This window comes from Pseudoalteromonas sp. S408 (assembly GCF_005886645.1).
In the GTDB taxonomy this organism is placed as follows: domain Bacteria; phylum Pseudomonadota; class Gammaproteobacteria; order Enterobacterales; family Alteromonadaceae; genus Pseudoalteromonas.
Genome location: NZ_PNDY01000011.1, coordinates 98,594 through 117,598 on the forward strand (window position 1 = coordinate 98,594; position 19,005 = coordinate 117,598).

At 40.0% G+C, this 19,005-nt stretch carries 18 protein-coding genes; 6 read left to right on the top strand and 12 right to left on the bottom strand.

The window, feature by feature from the left end; genetic code table 11:
• Window positions 1–27 precede the first annotated feature (27 nt).
• The 3 genes from CWB62_RS10255 to CWB62_RS10265 are packed head-to-tail and all read left to right on the top strand — an operon-like array spanning window position 28 to window position 2,826.
• A complete protein-coding gene (locus CWB62_RS10255) occupies window positions 28–840 on the top strand; it encodes a DUF3025 domain-containing protein (protein ID WP_058405580.1) in 813 nt (270 codons plus the stop codon).
• Window positions 837–1,625: an ABC transporter ATP-binding protein gene (locus tag CWB62_RS10260; protein ID WP_058405581.1), complete on the top strand. Its 789-nt coding sequence runs from the start codon at window positions 837–839 to the stop codon at window positions 1,623–1,625. The genes CWB62_RS10255 and CWB62_RS10260 overlap by 4 nt, the downstream gene beginning before the upstream one ends.
• Window positions 1,618–2,826: an ABC transporter permease gene (locus CWB62_RS10265; protein ID WP_058405582.1), complete on the top strand. Its 1,209-nt coding sequence runs from the start codon at window positions 1,618–1,620 to the stop codon at window positions 2,824–2,826. Before CWB62_RS10260 ends, CWB62_RS10265 begins: the two co-directional genes overlap by 8 nt.
• Before the next feature lie 99 nt (window positions 2,827–2,925).
• Here CWB62_RS10265 and CWB62_RS10270 read toward each other — a convergent pair whose 3' ends face one another.
• The 6 genes from CWB62_RS10270 to CWB62_RS10295 form a co-directional block, all read right to left on the bottom strand.
• A complete protein-coding gene (locus CWB62_RS10270; RefSeq protein WP_138527582.1) occupies window positions 2,926–3,765 on the bottom strand; it encodes a UDP-2,3-diacylglucosamine diphosphatase in 840 nt (279 codons plus the stop codon).
• 161 nt (window positions 3,766–3,926) lie between these two features.
• A complete protein-coding gene (locus tag CWB62_RS10275) occupies window positions 3,927–5,651 on the bottom strand; it encodes a proline--tRNA ligase (RefSeq protein ID WP_138527583.1) in 1,725 nt (574 codons plus the stop codon).
• Between the two features lie 88 nt (window positions 5,652–5,739).
• Complete coding sequence (tsaA, locus tag CWB62_RS10280; RefSeq protein WP_138527584.1) at window positions 5,740–6,444, bottom strand: tRNA (N6-threonylcarbamoyladenosine(37)-N6)-methyltransferase TrmO; 705 nt, start codon at window positions 6,442–6,444, stop codon at window positions 5,740–5,742.
• 178 nt (window positions 6,445–6,622) lie between these two features.
• Window positions 6,623–7,192, bottom strand: a complete 570-nt coding sequence (locus CWB62_RS10285; protein WP_058405586.1) for an outer membrane beta-barrel protein — start codon at window positions 7,190–7,192, stop codon at window positions 6,623–6,625.
• Between the two features lie 251 nt (window positions 7,193–7,443).
• Window positions 7,444–7,908, bottom strand: a complete 465-nt coding sequence (locus tag CWB62_RS10290; RefSeq protein ID WP_058553217.1) for an acyl-CoA thioesterase — start codon at window positions 7,906–7,908, stop codon at window positions 7,444–7,446.
• Window positions 7,909–8,009: 101 nt separating this feature from the next.
• Window positions 8,010–9,656: an electron transfer flavoprotein-ubiquinone oxidoreductase gene (locus tag CWB62_RS10295; RefSeq protein WP_138527585.1), complete on the bottom strand. Its 1,647-nt coding sequence runs from the start codon at window positions 9,654–9,656 to the stop codon at window positions 8,010–8,012.
• A 220-nt stretch (window positions 9,657–9,876) separates the two neighbouring features.
• On the opposite strand from CWB62_RS10295, the gene CWB62_RS10300 reads away from it, so the two are divergent.
• Window positions 9,877–10,626: an electron transfer flavoprotein subunit beta/FixA family protein gene (locus CWB62_RS10300; protein WP_058405589.1), complete on the top strand. Its 750-nt coding sequence runs from the start codon at window positions 9,877–9,879 to the stop codon at window positions 10,624–10,626.
• Window positions 10,627–11,553 (top strand): electron transfer flavoprotein subunit alpha/FixB family protein, encoded by a 927-nt coding sequence (locus CWB62_RS10305; RefSeq protein WP_138527586.1) that lies wholly within the window; start codon window positions 10,627–10,629, stop codon window positions 11,551–11,553.
• 139 nt (window positions 11,554–11,692) lie between these two features.
• Here CWB62_RS10305 and asnS read toward each other — a convergent pair whose 3' ends face one another.
• Window positions 11,693–13,090: an asparagine--tRNA ligase gene (asnS, locus tag CWB62_RS10310; protein WP_138527587.1), complete on the bottom strand. Its 1,398-nt coding sequence runs from the start codon at window positions 13,088–13,090 to the stop codon at window positions 11,693–11,695.
• 297 nt (window positions 13,091–13,387) lie between these two features.
• Here asnS and CWB62_RS10315 point away from each other — a divergent pair, with 297 nt between their 5' ends.
• Window positions 13,388–13,822 carry an ATP-binding protein gene (locus CWB62_RS10315; protein WP_008131176.1) on the top strand — a complete coding sequence of 145 codons (435 nt, stop codon included), beginning with the start codon at window positions 13,388–13,390 and terminating at the stop codon, window positions 13,820–13,822.
• Window positions 13,823–13,824: 2 nt separating this feature from the next.
• Here the strand turns inward: CWB62_RS10315 and CWB62_RS10320 are convergent, their stop codons facing one another.
• Genes CWB62_RS10320 through CWB62_RS10340 form a run of 5 tightly spaced genes read right to left on the bottom strand, consistent with a single transcriptional unit; the run spans window position 13,825 to window position 18,860 of the window.
• Window positions 13,825–14,454, bottom strand: coding sequence for a Vat family streptogramin A O-acetyltransferase (locus tag CWB62_RS10320; RefSeq protein ID WP_138527588.1), 630 nt, complete (start codon window positions 14,452–14,454; stop codon window positions 13,825–13,827).
• Between the two features lie 30 nt (window positions 14,455–14,484).
• On the bottom strand, window positions 14,485–15,495 hold the full coding sequence (locus CWB62_RS10325) for an ABC transporter ATP-binding protein (protein ID WP_138527589.1): 1,011 nt from the start codon (window positions 15,493–15,495) through the stop codon (window positions 14,485–14,487).
• 13 nt (window positions 15,496–15,508) lie between these two features.
• Window positions 15,509–17,008 (bottom strand): ABC transporter permease, encoded by a 1,500-nt coding sequence (locus CWB62_RS10330; protein WP_138527590.1) that lies wholly within the window; start codon window positions 17,006–17,008, stop codon window positions 15,509–15,511.
• Complete coding sequence (locus CWB62_RS10335) at window positions 17,008–18,048, bottom strand: extracellular solute-binding protein (protein ID WP_138527591.1); 1,041 nt, start codon at window positions 18,046–18,048, stop codon at window positions 17,008–17,010. The genes CWB62_RS10330 and CWB62_RS10335 overlap by 1 nt, the downstream gene beginning before the upstream one ends.
• Window positions 18,048–18,860 carry a hypothetical protein gene (locus CWB62_RS10340; RefSeq protein WP_138527592.1) on the bottom strand — a complete coding sequence of 271 codons (813 nt, stop codon included), beginning with the start codon at window positions 18,858–18,860 and terminating at the stop codon, window positions 18,048–18,050. The genes CWB62_RS10335 and CWB62_RS10340 overlap by 1 nt, the downstream gene beginning before the upstream one ends.
• Window positions 18,861–19,005: the final 145 nt, after the last annotated feature.

The window sequence follows — 19,005 nt, forward strand, 5'->3', positions numbered from 1 at the left end:
GCCTATACAAGTTAGAAAGTTATAATAATGAAGCGTTTTACTCCTCCTGAACAATGGCAACCCAATTGCCTAAGAACGGGTGCATTCGATCACCTAAACAGCTTGTTTAAACTTAGCGAGCAAACTCAATGGCCTTCACCAAAATGGTTTACTCCTTATTTAAACGCAACGAACGAAAATAATTTACCCATACAGTTTGTTGACGACGCCAAAATAGACTTTGCAGATCGCTACTACGAACAAGTTATTTTTGAAACCGGTGAAGTCCCCACTCGTACAGAAAATTGGCACGACCTATTTGGTGGACTTATTTGGTGTTTATTTCCTAAAACCAAATCACTTATAAACCAACGTCATGTTCAAGACATTGCCGAATATGGTTTAACTAAGCGCACAAAACATCGAAACGCACTAACTCTATTTGATGAATGTGGTGTTGTAGTTGCCATTAGCAACAGTAAATGGCAAATCTGGCTGCGTGATCATCAATGGCAAAAAGCATTTGTAGAGCACCGGCATGAGTGGGGAGAGTCAATTCAGGCTTTTATGTTTGGTCACGCAAATTACGAAATGCTTACTCGGCCCTATATTGGGCTTACAGGAAAAGCATTGTTTATAAATGTGCCCGATGAAATATTTTGTAAAGATTTAGCAACGCAATACCAGTACCTTGATCAAGTACTTTATGAGAAGATTAAAGTAGATCATTGCTTAGCAGATAACTCACAGCTTTCGCCATTACCATTATTAGGTGTACCTGGCTGGCATGAAGACAATGAAAACGACACATTTTACAATAATACGGATTACTTTAGACCCAAACGAAGGACATGCGCATGATAGAAGTTGCCGGGCTTAAAAAACGTTTTAAGCTAACCAAAGACCATAAAAAAAATAAAGTAGATGATATCGATCCGCGTGAAGATAAAGACTACTTTCATTCAGTCCGAGACGTGAGCTTTCGCTGTGCTGAAGGCGAAGTATTAGGGTTGTTAGGCCCTAATGGCGCAGGTAAAACAACCACGTTAAGAATGATCTCAACGGCGTTAAAGCCCGATGAAGGCTCTATTACTATTGCTGGCAACGACATTGTTAAAAAACCTCTTTTAGGACGCAAGTCTATCGGCTTTTTATCAGGCTCTACTGGTTTATACGGGCGTTTAACTGTAAAAGAAAATATTGAATATTTTGCTAAACTCCACGGGATGAAAAAAAGCGATATAGCCTCACGTTGTGATGAGCTTTTCACGTTACTTGATATGCATAAATTTATAGATAAACGTGCTGAAAATTTATCAACAGGTATGAAACAAAAAGCAAATATAGCCCGTGCAGTTGTTCATCGCCCAGCGGTGGTTGTGCTCGATGAACCCACAACAGGTCTAGACATCATGACCACACAAACAGTGATCGAATTTATCAAAGGTTTAAAAGCACAAGGTACGCCGGTTATTTTCTCAACTCATCATTTAGATGAAGTTGCATTGTTATGTGACCGCGTAGCGGTAATTAACGAAGGCATAAGCTGCTTTGATGGCACCGTTGAAGCGTTTAAACAAGCCGGAAACAGTGAAGAGTTAAACCAAGCGTTTATGAACATATTAACGGAGAAACATAATGTTTGAAGTATATAAAAAGGAATTAAAAGAGCTCCTTCGCGACAAGAAAACGCTGATGTTTGTTGTGTTATTGCCAGTACTTATTTTTCCAGTCATTTTTGCTATTGTAGCATTTATTGGTACGCAAGCAGCTCTTGATGCCGATCAAAAAGTGAATACATACGTAATTATTAACGGCGAATACGCACAAGAATTTACCGACAAAGTGTTTTACCACAAAAGCTTTGAACTTTATAAAGGCAGTAAAACCTTTAATACAATAGAAGAGCTCAAAGCAGGTGTTACTGCCGGTGACATAGATATGGGTATTTACTTGCCAAGTAATGCCGTAAAAACGCTCGACAACGGCGAGCAAAGTAAATGGCAAGTTGTATTTAACGATGCTAAATCAATAAACTTTTTATTTGATCGGGTCAAAGAGCTAGCGCAAGAATACAGCGACGTATTACAAGCCGAAAAGTTAAAAAGCTTTGGGATAGAAGAGTCTGCGCATAAATCTATTCTTAACCCTATTGAAGTTGTGAAAGTAGATACAGCCGATAAACGTGAAAACTTAGGCGAAAAAATAGGTGCCTATTTACCTTATTTACTTATCCCATTGGTTTTAATGGGAGCTACTTACCCAGCAATTGACTTAGGTGCCGGTGAAAAAGAACGCGGAACATTAGAAACATTGTTACTTACACCCATAACACGCACAGAGCTGGTACTTGGTAAGTTTATTACATTACTGACTACCTCTATTGCATCAACCACTATTACGGTTGTGAGTATGGGGTGTTGGGTTGCAGTGGCACTGGCGTTTGCAGACTTAGACTTTATTAAAACGGCCTTTAGTACCTTGGCGGTAACTGATTTACTGATGATTTTTGTATTATTACTTCCACTGGCTGCCATATTTTCTTCTTTAGCGTTAGCTATCTCAATTTATGCGCGAACGTTTAAAGAAGCACAAAATTATATGGCTCCGTTAAGTATGGGTGTGTTTTTCCCTATCATTATTTCAATAATGCCAAATATGGAATTGACAGCTAAAACCGCATTTATCCCGGTCACTAACGTTGCATTAGCCATTAAAGACATCATTAAAGGCACTGTTGACTACACCTTTGTAGGGCTAATATTTTTAGCAACCGTACTTATTGCAGGGGCGCTACTCGCATTTTGTGTTAAATGGTTTAACCGAGAAGATGTACTATTTAGATAGTGTTTCAGTTTGTAAAAAAGCATCACTTAAGTGGTGCTTTTTTGTTTTAGAATCAAGGTAAGGATTAAAACGTATTACGTGTACTAAAGTCAGCAGTTATTATGCTGCTGACTTATTGGATTTTGACGTGTTATCACTCATTAGTGGCGATGATATGTTAGAGATGTCGGCGCTGTCTAAAATTGCATGTGTGTCTGACCAGTGAAGTAGTTCTATTTTACCGTCAGCTTGTTCTACTAATGCAGTACAGTTTTCTATCCAGTCTCCGTCGTTGCAATACACTATGCCGTCGCACACTTTTATTTTAGGGTGGTGTATATGCCCACAAATAATACCATCTACATTTTGCTTTTTAGCTTCATGAATAGCGGCGTCTTCAAACGCATTTATTGCTTCACGAGCTTTATGAACCCGTGCTTTTATCCACGACGCTAACGACCAGTAATTACCCCCAAACAACTTTCTTATTTTATTGCTCCAACGATTTAAAAATAAAAGTAAATCGTAGCCTGCATCGCCTGCAATGCTAATAATTTTGTTATAGCGAGTTGCGCTATCAAAATCATCTCCGTGGACAAGTAAAAAGCGTTTATTGGCTTGAGTTACATGAATATACTGCTGGTGGACTTCTATGCCTAACAAGGTTTGATTTATATAATTTCTAAACGTTTCGTCGTGGTTTCCCGGTATATATATTACCTGTGTTCCGTTGGCTGCTTTTTGTTGAATGCAATTAAGTACTTGATAGTGAGAAGGGTGCCAATAAAAATGGCGCTTCATTGACCATAAATCAATAATGTCACCCACTAAATATAAAACATCAGTGTCGACAGATTTGAGAAAGTTGAGTAAATAATCAGCTTTACAATCTTTATAGCCAAGGTGAACATCTGATATCCATATAGCAGGGTATTTAGCTTGTTGTTCAGCGCCTTTCATAGTGTCCCTCATTAGTTTTGTTAACTATAAATTACTTTAGAGAGAAAAAATGACAGTTACACGACACTTTTAGTAAAGCTATATGACACAAAATTCAGCCATAAAAAAAACCGCTAAAAAAGCGGTTTTTATATTAACGTTATTGAATGACGAGTAAGTATTTAGGCCTGCATAGCCGCTTTAATGCTTTCGATTGCGGTATCTATGTCGATCATAAGTTTTTCACCTGTGCGTCGATTTTTAAGTTCTACTTTATTTTCGTCTAGGTTACGCTCGCCAATTACGAGCGTGAAAGGCACGCCTACAAGTTCCATGTCGTTAAACATAACACCAGGTCGCTCTTTACGGTCGTCAAATAATACATCTACACCAGCATCTTTCAAACCTTGATAAAGGTTGTTAGCAATATCAGGAATACGATGAGATTTATGCATGTTCATTGGTACAATTGCTAGATCGAATGGCGCAATAGACTGCGGCCAAATAATACCGTACTTATCGTTGTTTTGCTCAATAGCAGCAGCCACAATACGCGATACACCCACACCGTAACAACCCATGGTCATTACTTGGTTTTTGCCATCTTCGTTTAATACGCCTGCTTTCATGGCGTCTGAGTATTTAGTACCAAGTTGAAATATATGGCCTACTTCAACACCACGTTTAATTTGTAATGTGCCCTGGCCGCAAGGGCTAGGGTCGCCTTCTACGATGTTTCGAATATCAGCAACGTCGTAGTTGGTTACATCACGGTCCCAATTAATACCACTAAAGTGTTCATCGTCTTTGTTGGCGCCGGCGACAAAATCAGCCATTACGTTGGCTGTGCGGTCAACAATAATTGGCATTGTTAATCCTACAGGGCCCAGTGAGCCTGGTTTTGCACCAATTGCAGCAATAATGTCTGCTTCTTTTGCCATTTCAAGCGGTGAGTCAACTAACGGGTGCTTTTCTGCTTTTAATTCGTTTAACTCGTGATCGCCACGGATAACAAGGGCAACTAAACCGCGTTGTTCGTTTTCATCTGGCGCACCATAAACAATTAAAGTTTTAACACTACGATGTGGTTTAACACCGTAATGCTTTTTAAGCTCTTCAATTGTTTTAGCATCTGGAGTAGGGAACGCTTTTAACTCTTTTGTCGCATCAGCACGTGGCTCTGTTGGCGCAAGGGCTTCGGCTTTTTCAATGTTAGCCGCATAATCGCTACCATCACTAAATGCGATAGCGTCTTCGCCTGATTCGGCTAAAACATGGAATTCGTGAGATACACTACCACCAATAGAGCCTGTATCGGCAATTACAGGGCGATAATCTAGGCCTAAACGTTCAAAAATATTACAGTATGCTTTGTGCATTGCTTGGTAAGTATTATTTAAACATTCTTCGCTCAAATGAAACGAATAAGCATCTTTCATGGTGAATTCACGTGCGCGCATTACACCAAAGCGAGGGCGTCGTTCGTCACGTACTTTAGTTTGTACTTGGTATAAAGTAAGCGGTAACTGCTTGTAGCTATTCACTTCTTTACGAACAAAATCAGTGATCACTTCTTCATGTGTTGGACCAAGGGCAAATTCACGATTATGACGGTCTGTGAAGCGCATGAGCTCTGGACCAAATTCGCTCCAACGACCCGACTCTTCCCATAAATCAGCAGGTTGAATAACAGGCATCAGCATTTCTATTGCGCCTGCTTTGTCCATTTCTTCACGAACAATGTTTTCAACTTTACGCAAAACGCGTAAACCAGAGGGTAACCAAGTGTATAAACCCGAAGCGACGCGGCGGATCATACCGGCTCTAAGCATTAACTGATGCGATACAATTTCAGCATCTGAAGGCGTTTCTTTAAGTGTTGCGAGTATATATTGACTGGTACGCATTATTTTTCCGAAATAGAGTAATATGTTCTTTTAATAGAGCTTAAGTTTACCAGCGGTTGCTTTTACACAAAAGCGCTAAGTGAGTTATTTAGCTTTTTTCTATACTTGTTACTAGGTTGTGCTCGCCATTAACGTGCCAGCGAATATTATAATTATACAAAGTCATTCCATAGCTCTGTTCGCCGTCTTTTTGTTTTTTGTAAGCAGGGCGTGGGTCTTGTTTTAAAACATTACTAATAAAGTTTAATAAATCAGGGTATTGAGTTTGCTGCTCAATGAATAAAGTCACCTCGGGGGTAAACTCTACACTCATTTGTGTTTCTGGGCGTGTATCTGCAAAGCCAGCACTTGCGTCAAGCATGGCATCTGAGTAAGGCAAGTAGGGCTTTATGTCGATGATGGGCGTGCCATCAAGTAGGTCTATTCCGGCAAGTAATAAACTTAGTTGGCCATTTTTATATTCTATACCCTCAAGCTTTACTGCGCTCATACCAATGGCGTTTGGTCTGAAAGTAGCGCGGGTTGCAAATACACCTTTGCGTTCATTACCGCCTAAACGAGGTGGGCGCACCATGGCTGAGTAGCCTTTATCTGCGGTTTCATGAAAGCGAAACAATAACCAAATGTGTGTAAATTCATCAATGCCGCGTACAAATTCTTCGCGATTAAAGTCAGGCGCAAAAATAAGTTTGGCTTTAGCTTCAGGCACTAAACGCGGCTGTCTTGGAATGGCAAACTTTTGTTTATAGGGAGATTGTATATGGCCAACGGCCGAAATGCTGTAATCGCTCATGTCACTCAAGTACAAATAGAATAGAGATTTATTCTACCTGTATTTAGATGCTATCGCATTAATACAAAGAATTTTATTTAGACCCAGTGGTTTAAAAGCGCTTTTAGACTGAGCGGTTTATATTTAATGAAAAAAAGGTAAGCTTTAGCTTACCTTTGTTAAATATAATGTTTACAGTTTAAAACATGTATTGCAACGATACAGATGCTACATCCATATCAGGGTCAATATCGTCGTCTAATTTGTAACGTTCGTACTCTAAACGCATTTGTACATTGCTTGAAAAGGCAAACTCTAAACCTGCACCATAAAATGCATCACCGCCATCTTGCGATGTAGATATGCTTCCAATTGGTAGTTCTTGTTTTATATCAGCATCCCATTCTAACCAACCACCTTTGGCGTACACAGAAAAGCTTTCAGTTAGGGGAATACCCAAGCGCGCGGCCAATGACACACCATCAATCTCTGCTTTACTGTCAATGTCGCTAACTTCATCAAAATTTTGATAAGCCAGCTCTACACTCAAATACTCATTAAATTGTGTACCAATGTATCCTTTTAGCATTTGGGCATCATCATCAAAGTCAGTATCGTTTTCACTGTCTTCAAACTCAAAAGAATATTGTCCGTAGCCTATACCGGTATAAATACGCGGAGAATCAAAATCGGAAATATCTGCTTGTGCTGCAGAATTAAAACCAAGCGTTGCAAGCGCTAGTGCTGAAAGAGAAAGTGATTTAATCATTAAATAGCTCCTTTAAAAAAATAATATGGTTTGATTTATTCAAACTTCAATTACTTAGTTGCAGTGAACATGCCAATGATTAAATAGATCAAAAAACCAGCAGAGCTAGTTATTTAGGGTTAGGTTTTTGGGTTGGTTAGGTTTTTTATTAAACAAATCGCTAAATAGTGACACTTAGCGATTTTAAATAAATTGTATTTTTTACAAAGCATTAGGTGATTTTTACAGTACAAAAATTAGCTAACGCGTAACTACACTTGATGAAGTAAATTTTCGGTTTCTATCGCAATTTCTTTCATCTTAATCGCGTAATTTTCTAATTTTATGTCTTCATTGGTAATCGCTTTAAACTCTGGCACTGCAACGGGGTAACCCGTTTCATCCATGGCGACAAAGCTTATTACACAATGGTTGGTTTCAACCATGTTTTGTGTTTTTGGGTCGCCGCATCGAACTTGTATAAATATTTGCATACTTGTTTTACCGGTATGCGCTATTTTTGCTTCTACTTCTACTATTTGCCCAACCAAAATAGGGCGTCTGAATTTAACACCCGCCACCGATACGGTTACACAATAATGACCACTCCAGCCAGCGGCACAGGCATAGCCAGCTTGGTCAATCCACTTCATAACCACACCACCATGCACTTTTCCTCCAAAATTAACATCGGTGGGCTCTGCTAAAAAACGAAAAACAACATTTGACGACGGCATAAACTTTACTCTTTTTATTAATTATTTAATCAGCATAGCGCAAAAAAGGGGCCGAAGCCCCTGCAATTTAGGATATGTTTATAATTTATATGTAAAAGATACTACATATTGGGGTAATTTGGACCGCCAGCACCTTCAGGTGTAACCCATGTTATGTTTTGGCTTGGATCTTTAATGTCACAGGTTTTACAGTGCACACAGTTTTGTGCATTAATGACAAACTCGTTTTTACCTTCTATTTCTTGCACTTCATAAACACCCGCTGGGCAATAGCGCTGTGCGGGTTCATCATATTTTACAAGGTTAACGTGTATTGGTATTGATGCGTTTTTAAGTTTTAGATGACAAGGTTGAGACTCTTCATGGTTAGTATTTGATAAAAACACACTTGAAAGTTTGTCAAAACTCAGTGACCCATCAGGCTTGGGGTAATGTATTTTTTCAGCAATGTTAGCATCAACAAGAGTAGAGTAGTCTGGTACGTTGTCTTTAAAGGTAAACGGTAAAGCACCATTAAATACATTCTGATCGAGTGTGTTATATGCACCCCCTAAAAACTTACCTAGTTTATGCATTACCGGGCCAAAGTTACGCGACTGGTAAAGTTCTTTATAGGCCCAAGACTGTTCAAATCGTATACGGTAATTTTTTAAGTCAGTATTTGCTTGTTCATTTTGAAGTGCTTCAAAAATGACTTCAGCAGCCACCATACCTGATTTCATTGCTGTGTGATTTCCCTTAATTTTTGCAAAATTTAAAGTACCAGCATCACAGCCAACTAATAATCCACCAGGAAAATGCATTTTAGGTAAAGAATGCAATCCACCTTTTGCAATAGCACGCGCCCCATAAGCAATTCGCTCACCGCCTTCAAGCACCTGTTTAAAAACAGGGTGATGTTTCATTCGCTGAAATTCATCAAACGGGCTTAAGTGTGGGTTTGCGTAATTTAAATCAACAATTAAGCCAACAACGACCTGATTATTTTCGCTATGATACATAAATGCACCACCACTTGTATCACCATTTAACGGCCAACCCGTGCCATGAACCACCGTTCCTTCTTGGTGTTTCGATTCATCTACTTGCCATATTTCCTTAAAACCTAAACCGTAATGTTGAGGCGATGAATCAGCATCAAGCGCAAATTGGTTTATAAGTTGTTTGCCTAAATGTCCACGGCAACCTTCAGCAAAAATAGTGTATTTAGCTCTTAGTTCCATGCCTGGCATGTAACCGTCTTTTTCGTTTCCGTCTTTATCAACACCCATGTCTCCTGTAATAATGCCTTTTACAGTGTCGTCTTCAATAATAAGTGAATGTGCACTAAAGCCTGGAAATATTTCTACGCCCAAACTTTCAGCTTGCTCTGCAAGCCAACGGCATACGTTACCCATTGATACAATATAGTTGCCATTATTATGAAACGTTTTAGGTGTAGCAAAGTGGGGGATTGACGTTGCTTTTTCTTCATTATTAAACCAATAAATTTCATCATTGGTTACTTTTGTAGTGACTGGTGCGCCTTGCTCTTGCCATTTGGGCAGTAACTCATCTAAAGCTTTGGTTTCAAAAACAGCACCCGACAGAACATGTGCACCCACTTCAGAGCCTTTTTCAACAACACAAATCATGCATTCTTGTTGTTTTTCTTGTGCAAGTTGTGCGAGTTTTATTGCACTGGCAAGTCCTGCAGGTCCAGCGCCTACAACAACTACATCAAATTCCATGGTTTCACGTTCGACCATAATAACCTCTTTATTTATGACGGACTCACTCAATACTGCATCAGTATTTGAATAAGGTGTTCAGCCTATTTATTACAATGCAAATTTTTCGTTACAGGCTGTGAATAGTTAAAGGTTATTTTAGGTTGACGTTTACGTCAACAGGAAGTAGTCTGATTTCATAAAATAAATAGGTTGACGTACACGTTAGGTTGTAGGTTTAAATAATTATGGAGTTCCTATGAAAGTTCTTGTACCAATAAAACGCGTTATAGATTACAACGTAAAAGCGCGTGTCAAAAGTGACAACAGCGACGTAGATTTAGCCAACGTCAAAATGGCGATGAACCCGTTTTGTGAGATAGCAATAGAAGAAGCCATCCGTTTAAAAGAAGCGGGTACTGCCACTGAAGTGGTAGCTGTTACTATTGGCGCTAAAACGTCGCAAGAACAATTACGTACAGCGCTTGCACTGGGTGCAGATAAAGCAATTCACATCGAAACCGATGAAAAATTAGAGTCATTACACATTGCTAAATTACTTGCAAAAATAGTAGAGCAAGAAGCACCTGAGCTTGTAATTTTAGGCAAGCAATCGATTGATTCAGATAATAATCAAACAGGGCAAATGCTTGCAGCCTTGACTAATCGTGGGCAAGGTACGTTTGCTTCTAAGGTCGTTGTCGCTGATGGCAAAGTAAATGTAACGCGTGAAGTAGACGGCGGTTTGCAAACGGTAGCCCTTTCATTGCCTGCCATTGTTACGACAGATTTACGTTTGAACGAGCCTCGTTATGCATCACTACCTAACATAATGAAAGCAAAACGTAAGCCCCTTGATGTAATAGCAGCAGATACTTTAGGCGTAGACCTAACACCGCGTGTTCAGCTTGTTAGCGTAGAAGAACCCGCTAAACGCAGTGGCGGTATTATTGTAGAAGACGTTGCACAACTTGTAGAAAAATTAAAAACAGAGGCAAAGGTGATTTAAATGAAAACACTTGTAATTGCAGAGCACGATAACGGTGCCTTAAAACCAGAAACCTCAAAAACAATTAACGCCGCTGTTAAATTAGGCTTAGACGTAGATGTACTTGTTGCAGGTTTAAATATAGGCGCTATGAGCGAAAAGCTAGCGAGTATTGCAGGTGTTAATGCGGTACTTACAGCAGACAACGCTGTTTATGAGCATCAACTAGCTGAAAGCATGACAGACTTAGTATTGAGCCTTGCTGATAACTACAGTCATATTGTGGCAAGCGCCACTACCACGGGCAAAAATTTTATGCCACGCGTTGCAGCGCTTTTAGATGTAGCGCAAATATCTGAAATAATTGCTGTAATCGATGCCGATACGTTTAAACGCCCAATTTATGCAGGTAATGCTATCGCCACAGTAAAATCACTTGATAGCAAGAAAGTTATTACTGTTCGTGCAAGTAGTTTTGATCTTCAAGGTGATCAAGCCCAAGCGCCTGTTACTACTGTAGAAATGGTGTCTGCTTCACAGTTAAGTCGTTTTGTAAGTGTTGAACAAACTGAGTCAGAGCGCCCTGAACTTACTGCAGCTGATGTAGTTATATCGGGTGGCCGTGGCATGCAAAATGGTGAAAACTTTGCATTACTAAATGGTGTTGCAGATAAACTGGGGGCTGCTATTGGAGCATCGCGTGCAGCAGTGGATGCAGGCTTTGTACCTAATGATATGCAAGTGGGGCAAACAGGTAAAATTGTAGCGCCTAACCTGTATATTGCTGTGGGTATTAGCGGTGCTATTCAACACCTTGCGGGAATGAAAGACTCAAAAGTGATTGTCGCAATTAACAAAGACCCTGATGCGCCTATTTTTCAAGTTGCAGATTACGGACTCGTTGCCGATTTATTTGATGTGTTACCGCAATTAGAAAGCGCACTATAGTCATTTATTAAAACTATTCTGGTTGAAAGCCGTGGTGCCTTATGGGTGCTGCGGCTTTTTTTATACGCTAAGTTATTGTTATAAAAAAACCAGCCAATTGGCTGGTTTTAAATATTAAAACAACTTATTAATCTAAATTTTAGTACGTTGCGCTGCCTTTTGTACGAGGGAAGGCAATTACATCACGTACGTTGCCCATACCTGTTACATAAGCAACTAAGCGCTCAAAACCTAAACCAAAGCCTGAATGCGGTACGCTACCGTATTTACGTAAATCGCGGTACCAGCTGTAGTCTTCTTTGTTTAAGCCCATTTCTTCAAGGCGCGCATCAAGCACATCTAAACGCTCTTCACGCTGAGAACCACCAATAATTTCACCAATACCCGGTGCAACTACGTCCATAGCGGCAACGGTTTTGCCGTCTTCGTTTTGGCGCATGTAAAATGCTTTAATATCACGTGGGTAGTTTTTAATTACTACAGGTGCTTTAAAATGTTCTTCTGCTAAGTAGCGTTCGTGCTCTGATTGTAAATCTACACCCCATTCAACAGCGTACTCAAACTTTTTACCACAGGCTTTAAGTATTTCTACTGCGTCAGTGTAATCAACTTGGGCAAAGTCTTTTTCTACAAATTCTTCTAAACGGCTAATGGCTGTTTTTTCAACACGTAGTGCAAAAAACTCCATATCGTCACGGCGCTCTTCAAGTACCGCTTTAAATACGTACTTAAGCATGTTTTCTGCAAGTTTTGCGATGTCTTCTAAATCAGCAAACGCAACTTCTGGTTCAACCATCCAAAATTCAGCTAAGTGACGTGAAGTATTTGAGTTTTCTGCACGGAAAGTTGGGCCAAACGTATAAATTTTTGACATTGCAGACGCGTAAGTTTCGCCGTTTAACTGGCCAGATACAGTTAAGAATGCTTCTTTACCAAAAAAATCTTCGCTGTAATCAACATCACCTTTATCTGTACGTGGAAGGTTTTGCATATCGAGTGTCGATACACGGAACATTTCACCTGCGCCTTCACAGTCACTTGCTGTGATAATTGGCGTACTGATCCAATAAAAGCCTTGCTCGTGATAAAAACGATGGATAGCTTGTGCTAAGCAGTTACGTACACGTGTAACAGCGCCAATCATGTTAGTACGAGGGCGAAGGTGCGCGTGTTCGCGTAAGTATTCAATGCTGTGGCGCTTTGCCGACATTGGGTATGAATCTGGGTTTTCTACCCAACCTAAAACTTTTACTGAATTAGCTTGAATTTCAAACGATTGACCTTGGCCAGCAGATTGAACTAAAACACCAGTAACCGATACAGAACAACCGGCTGTTAAGCTAGTAACTTCATCATAATTATTTAGTGAATTAGGAACTACCGCTTGAATAGGATCAAAACACGAACCGTCATGAACGGCTAAAAATGATATTCCTGCTTTTGAATCGCGGCGAGTACGGATCCAGCCCTTAATTGTTACTTGGCTGTCTACCGCAACATTGCCTTTTAATAGCTCTGAAATCGCTAAATGGCTCATCTTCACTCCAATGATATAAGTTGCCTAACTTTATTTATTTAAATATGTACAACACATACGCTCTATTTTATTAATAGAAGGTGCTGTACTAGAACCCTGTATCTTACCTAGTAAAGTAAAATAAAAAAACTGTTGCGGGCAACTCTTTAAAAGTTTTTATCAATGCGGTTTATTTTTAGTCGATTTTAAGGCACAAATGACTAAGTTTATTATTTGCTGCTCTGAAGTTTAACGATTTTGTGGCATTATATATTTTTTGATTACTCAATAATGACCATTACTTTAGAAATGGATGCTATGAAACAAGTTTTTATTTTACGTGGACTACCTGGAAGCGGTAAGTCGTATTATGCACAAAATTTAGCAGACGAATTAGCGACTGCAGATGAAAGCCAATATTTAATTTGCTCAACAGACGATTACTTTTTAAACGAGCAGGGTGAATATCACTTTGATAAATTTAAATTACCCCAATACCATAATTTAAATTTAGCCCGTTTTATACAGGCCCTCGCACAAGACATTCCGCTGGTAATTGTAGACAACACCAATATTAAAAAATGGGAATTTGTGGCATACACTCAAGCAGCTGTTGCATTAGGTTATCAAGTAAAAGAAGTGATTGTGGGTGAAGTTAAAGATAAATCTATGCAGCACCTATACGCTAAACGTAACTCGCATAATGTGCCGCTTAAAACGATAAGTAAAATGGCGTATATGTTTGAGTGGTAGTGCTAAAGTTTAGACAATACATCTAAATTATTGTGAGTTATAGCATCTAAATGAGTAGTGATTTTGTCACTGCTCCAGTCCCACCATGCTATGGATAGCAGTGCACTAATCGTTTTATCGTCAAAACGCTGTTTGATTATTTTTGCTGGATTCCCACCAACGACAGCATAAGCAGGTACATCGCTGGTCACTACCGATTTACTGGCAATGATTGCGCCACTTCCTATTTTTACCCCAGGCATGATGGTGGCGTTATAGCCAATCCACACATCATTCCCTATTTCAGTATCGCCTTTAAAAGGTAAATCACCTAGTTGGGGTGCAGACTTTTCCCACCCGTTACCAAATATAAAAAAAGGGTAGGTAGAAAAACCAGCACTTTGATGATTTGCCCCATTCATTATGAAGGTCACATCTTTGGCTATCGCACAAAACTTACCTATGATGAGACGATCTCCAATAAAATCGAAATGATAAAGGACATTTTTTTCGAAGTGTTCAGGCCCATCAGGGTCGTCGTAATATGTATAATCACCCACTTCGATATTAGGTGAAGTAATAAAATTTTTTAAATAACCTACTTGAGGAAACCCTGGCATTGGGGATGGGTTATTTGGGTTTGGTCCGTTCATAGTTTCCTCCAAAGTAACATGGTTAATCCGCTAGCTTTTAAATGCCGCCAGTGGATGAGAAGTGCTTAGCGAAACATGCACGTTATCACCAGGGTGAACAACCACTTCATGACTCACACGGCTAGTAACTACAGTACCACAGGCAAGTTTTATTGCGCATAATCGGCTTCCGCCTTCAAAACGTACCCAAATAACTTCGCCATTATTACCTACACTGCTTTGCACTAATAAAACATCGTCTGGACGCAATAAGACATCAACATCGCCTAGAGCGCAGTCAACACCGTGAGCGGGAACATTACCAATGTCGGTAAGTGCTTGGCCATTATTTAACGTGCCTTTTATAAAGCTAGCTTCACCCAAAAAACGCGCAACAAAACGATTAGCGGGGGTACTAAAGCATTTTTCGGGAGTGTCAATTTGTTGTATTTTTCCGCCTTTCAAAATACCAACACGGTCACCAACAGATAGGGCTTCTTCTTGGTCATGTGTTACCCAAATAGCAGGCACACCCGCATTTTTAAGTGCATTTCGTATATCCCAACGCAACATGTCTTTTAAAGCTGCGTCTAAATTTGATAGCGGCTCATCGAGTAATACAAATTCTGGCTGGTGGGCAAGGGTACGTGCTAGAGCAACACGTTGTTTTTGACCGCCAGACAGAGTTGCAGGTTTCTTAGTCCTAAACTCTTCAAGACCAAGTAAGTTAATCCAATGATTCGCAACGCTGTTATCTTTTAATTTAAAATAAATATTTTGCTCAACCGTTAAATGCGGAAATAACGCAAAGTCTTGAAAAACCATACCTACACTGCGCTTTTCAGGGGGCACCGATTTATTAGGGGTTGCACGCCATTTATCTGCGTTTATTTCACCTTCAGAGATAGGTATTAAGCCTGCGAGTGCTTGTAATATTGTACTTTTACCACAACCGGTTGGACCAACAAGCATTAGGATTTCGTTTTCACCAAGCGTTAAATTTAAATCGCTTACAACACGATTACTGCCATAATCTATAGACAACTGACTTACAGATAGCATTTACTTCTAATCCTTAATGTTCAAACTGGTTACGTTTTTCGCCAGACATCATAATAGCTAAACCACAAGCAGAGATCACCACTAATAACAGCCCAGGAATGGCAGCTCGGCCAAAATAGCCAGCTTCGTATACACGCCATAAATAAGTAGACAGAGTTTCAAACCCTGTTGGACCTAATAATAAGGTTGCTTCAAGTTCACGCATTGATTCTAAAAACACCAATGCGCCACCAGCCACGATACCGCGCATGGTTAAAGGCAAGGTAATACGCGTAAAGGCTTCACGCGGGCTTGCGCCAAGGACGCGAGCAGATTTCACCAAGCTTGGATCTAAATGTTCGGTGCTGGTGCGAATTGAACCAACCGCTAGGGGTAAAAAACGTAGCATATACGCTATGATTAATAACCCTAAAGTTTGATATAAAAATGGTAATTGTAACCCGCCATAAACGAGCGCCGTGCCCATTACAATGCCAGGTATGCCAAAGCCAAAATAGGTTACTCGCTCCATAATTCGACCAGCTTTACCACTGAGGGCTGCATGTGCAACTGGCACAGCTACGATAACTGCCACAATAGCAGCAAGCGCAGACGCATAAGTAGAGTGCCATGCAATTGTAAAGTCAAAATTACTTACGCCATCTCTCGCAAGCCATATAAAAAATATGGCCAGTGGTAAACCTATAGCCAGTAGTAGGGCAGGAGCGAACAGAGTAAATATAGCACCTAGTTGTAGCTTATTTGGAAATAAAATAAGAGGGCGGCCATGGCGCTCAGTAGCCGTTTTTATTTGTGATTCTATAAGTAGTAAAAAACCTACAATAACCATTAACTGAAGCGACAGCATCGCTGCGCGACCCAGTGCAAAGGCGTTGTATTCAACATAAATAACACGTGTAAAGGTATCAAGACGCATCATGGCTGGGGTGCCAAAGTCAGATAAAGTATAAAGTGCCACTAATAACGACCCAGCAGCAATGCCATTCACTACACGGGGTAAAATAACGTTGAATACACTTTGTGTCATCGACATACCCAATGTACGTGCTGCGTTTACCATGCTGGCATCTAAACTTAATAACGATGATCGGGTCGTCATCATTACAAATGGAAACGTATACAGTGTCATAACTATTGCAGCACCTGATAACCCATACATAGGGGGTGTTTCAAATCCTAATAGATTATTTATTTCTCCCCCAGGGCCAAATGCCGCGTAAAGCGTAAATGCACCAATATAACTGGGAATAGCAAGCGGGGCTGCAAACAATACAAGCCATGCTTTTTTAAAGGGTAAATGAACATAGGCACTTATAAATGCCAGTGGCACGCCAATCAAAATAGAACCCAAAACAGTTAAGCCCATTAAAGCCAGTGTATTGCCTAAAATGGCCAAGTTATGGCTATCAAAATAAGAGCTTGAGTCGCTTGCAAGCACCATTAATATACAAATAGGAGTAAGCGTAATGAGCGCTGCAAGCAGCGCCATTGGATAAGATGGAGGTATTCGCATTATAAAACGCCGTTGCTGCGCATTAAGTCAATAGTGGGACGTAAATCTGCAAGTTGTGTTAAATCAATTTTAGGTGGTAAAACACTTGAAAGCGAAGGTAAACCGTCTGGCTGCTCAATACCGTTTACTAGCGGTATTTCGTATGCTTCACGTGCTAAATAACCTTGCACTTCTTTACTCAGTAAATAACGCATAAAGTTAGTTGCAAGCGGATCACTGTTAAGCGTTAAAATGCCAGAAGCATTTACCAAACAGCCTGCGTCGTTTTGAGTAAACGCTAAATCAAGTTTTGCATCAGGCTTGCCTGACTTCAATCGCAAGGTGTAGTAATGATTGGCAAAGCCGATATCTACTTCACCCCGTCCTACACCCATAACAACACCTAATTCACCAGCGTAGGTTTTTGCACGCTTTTTAACTTTTTTGAGCCATTTAGCTGTTTTATCATCACCTTCTAAAATACGCATTGCAGTAACAAACGATTGAAAAGACGCATAGGCAGGCGCCCAACCTATACTCAAATCGCTTTCAGCAATTTCCATAATACTCGTTGGAATTTGATCTTTCGTTAAACGTGATGTGTTATAAGGCAATGTACGTATACGGCCAGTTACTGGTGCCCACTCTTTGTACTTAAATTGTGGCTGCAGTTGCGCTGATAAATCGTTTGGCAGTGGCTTAGCAAGTCCTGCATCAGTTACTAGGCCAATAGCACCAGAGTCAACAGCCCAAAATAAATCAGCGCGTTTAACGCCAGCTTTGGCTTCTGCAACAATTGTGTTGGCAAGCGCAGCGGTGGGTCCGCGGCGAATAGCTAAATTAAAATCAGGGTTATTCTTTTGGATAGCTTGTAATACATTTTCGTACAAACCGCCTTCACCTCGGCCTAAATATAAGGTTAAATCACCTTTAAGCTTTGGTAAATCGTCAACCGACACGGGGTTATTTACCGTATTGGCAAAAGCCTGCGATAGAGGTAATGGCAATGAGCCCATTACCCCTAATGCAGCCAACCCTTGTATAAAGGTTCTGCGTTCCACTAAAAAACGTCCTTACGATTTTTTTCGGCTTTTTCAATTAAACCCTTAGCGCGGTCTAATTTTGTTTGCATGTCAGTTACTACATCACGCACTTCATCAACACTTTTGTTGTCTGCAATCGTTTTTGGAAGCGTTACGTTAAAATCTTTTTCAAGTGCCTCCACTAAATTGGCATCTTGCTCAATAAGTGTTCCTTCAACGCCTTCGAATAAGTGTAGGTAGGTGTCGTGTACAATTTCAGTTGCTTCGTCTTGAAGGCGTTCAGCAAGTTTTGCGATAACGCGGTCTAGTTTGTGCTTTATTTCGTCTATTGTTGCACTTTGTGTCATTTCTTTGCTTGCTGTGGCTGTAACCGCCTTTAACAAGCCTTTTTGTTGAAATTTAGCCGCTAGTTTAACTGCACCTAAACCTTGCCATAAGGCAGTATTCATAGCGTGTTGTTGTGTACGTACTTCAGCTGCTGATTTACCACCATCAATTGCCATTTTTACACCGTACAAACCTTGCCAAATAGAGGCATAAACAGGTACTAAGTTAGTTTCAATTGCACTGTGAAATTTTACCGATTCCCAATATTCAATTAAATCGTCGGTGTTTACAGCTTTAGCGCCTTTACTTTCGTAGGTGCTAACAAGCGTGTCCACTTTACCTACCATCCACTCAACTTCTTCATTATAACTTTTAAGGTTAGCTTGAAGGTGATTTACATGCTCGCCAATAGGGCCGTTAGCAAATAAAGGTTGTGAAATAAATGCAGACGCGATTAAAAAAGAGGCACCTAATGCTTTGGCTGGTTTAAAAAATAAGTTCATGTAAGACGTCCAAAAGGTAATTGTAAATGATAGGTATTATCATATCCGTAAATATTACGAAGAGCAATATACTAAAACCGCTAATCACATATTTGAAGGCTTGAAGACGAATTTAATTAATGTAGATGATCTACATCAAGTTAAA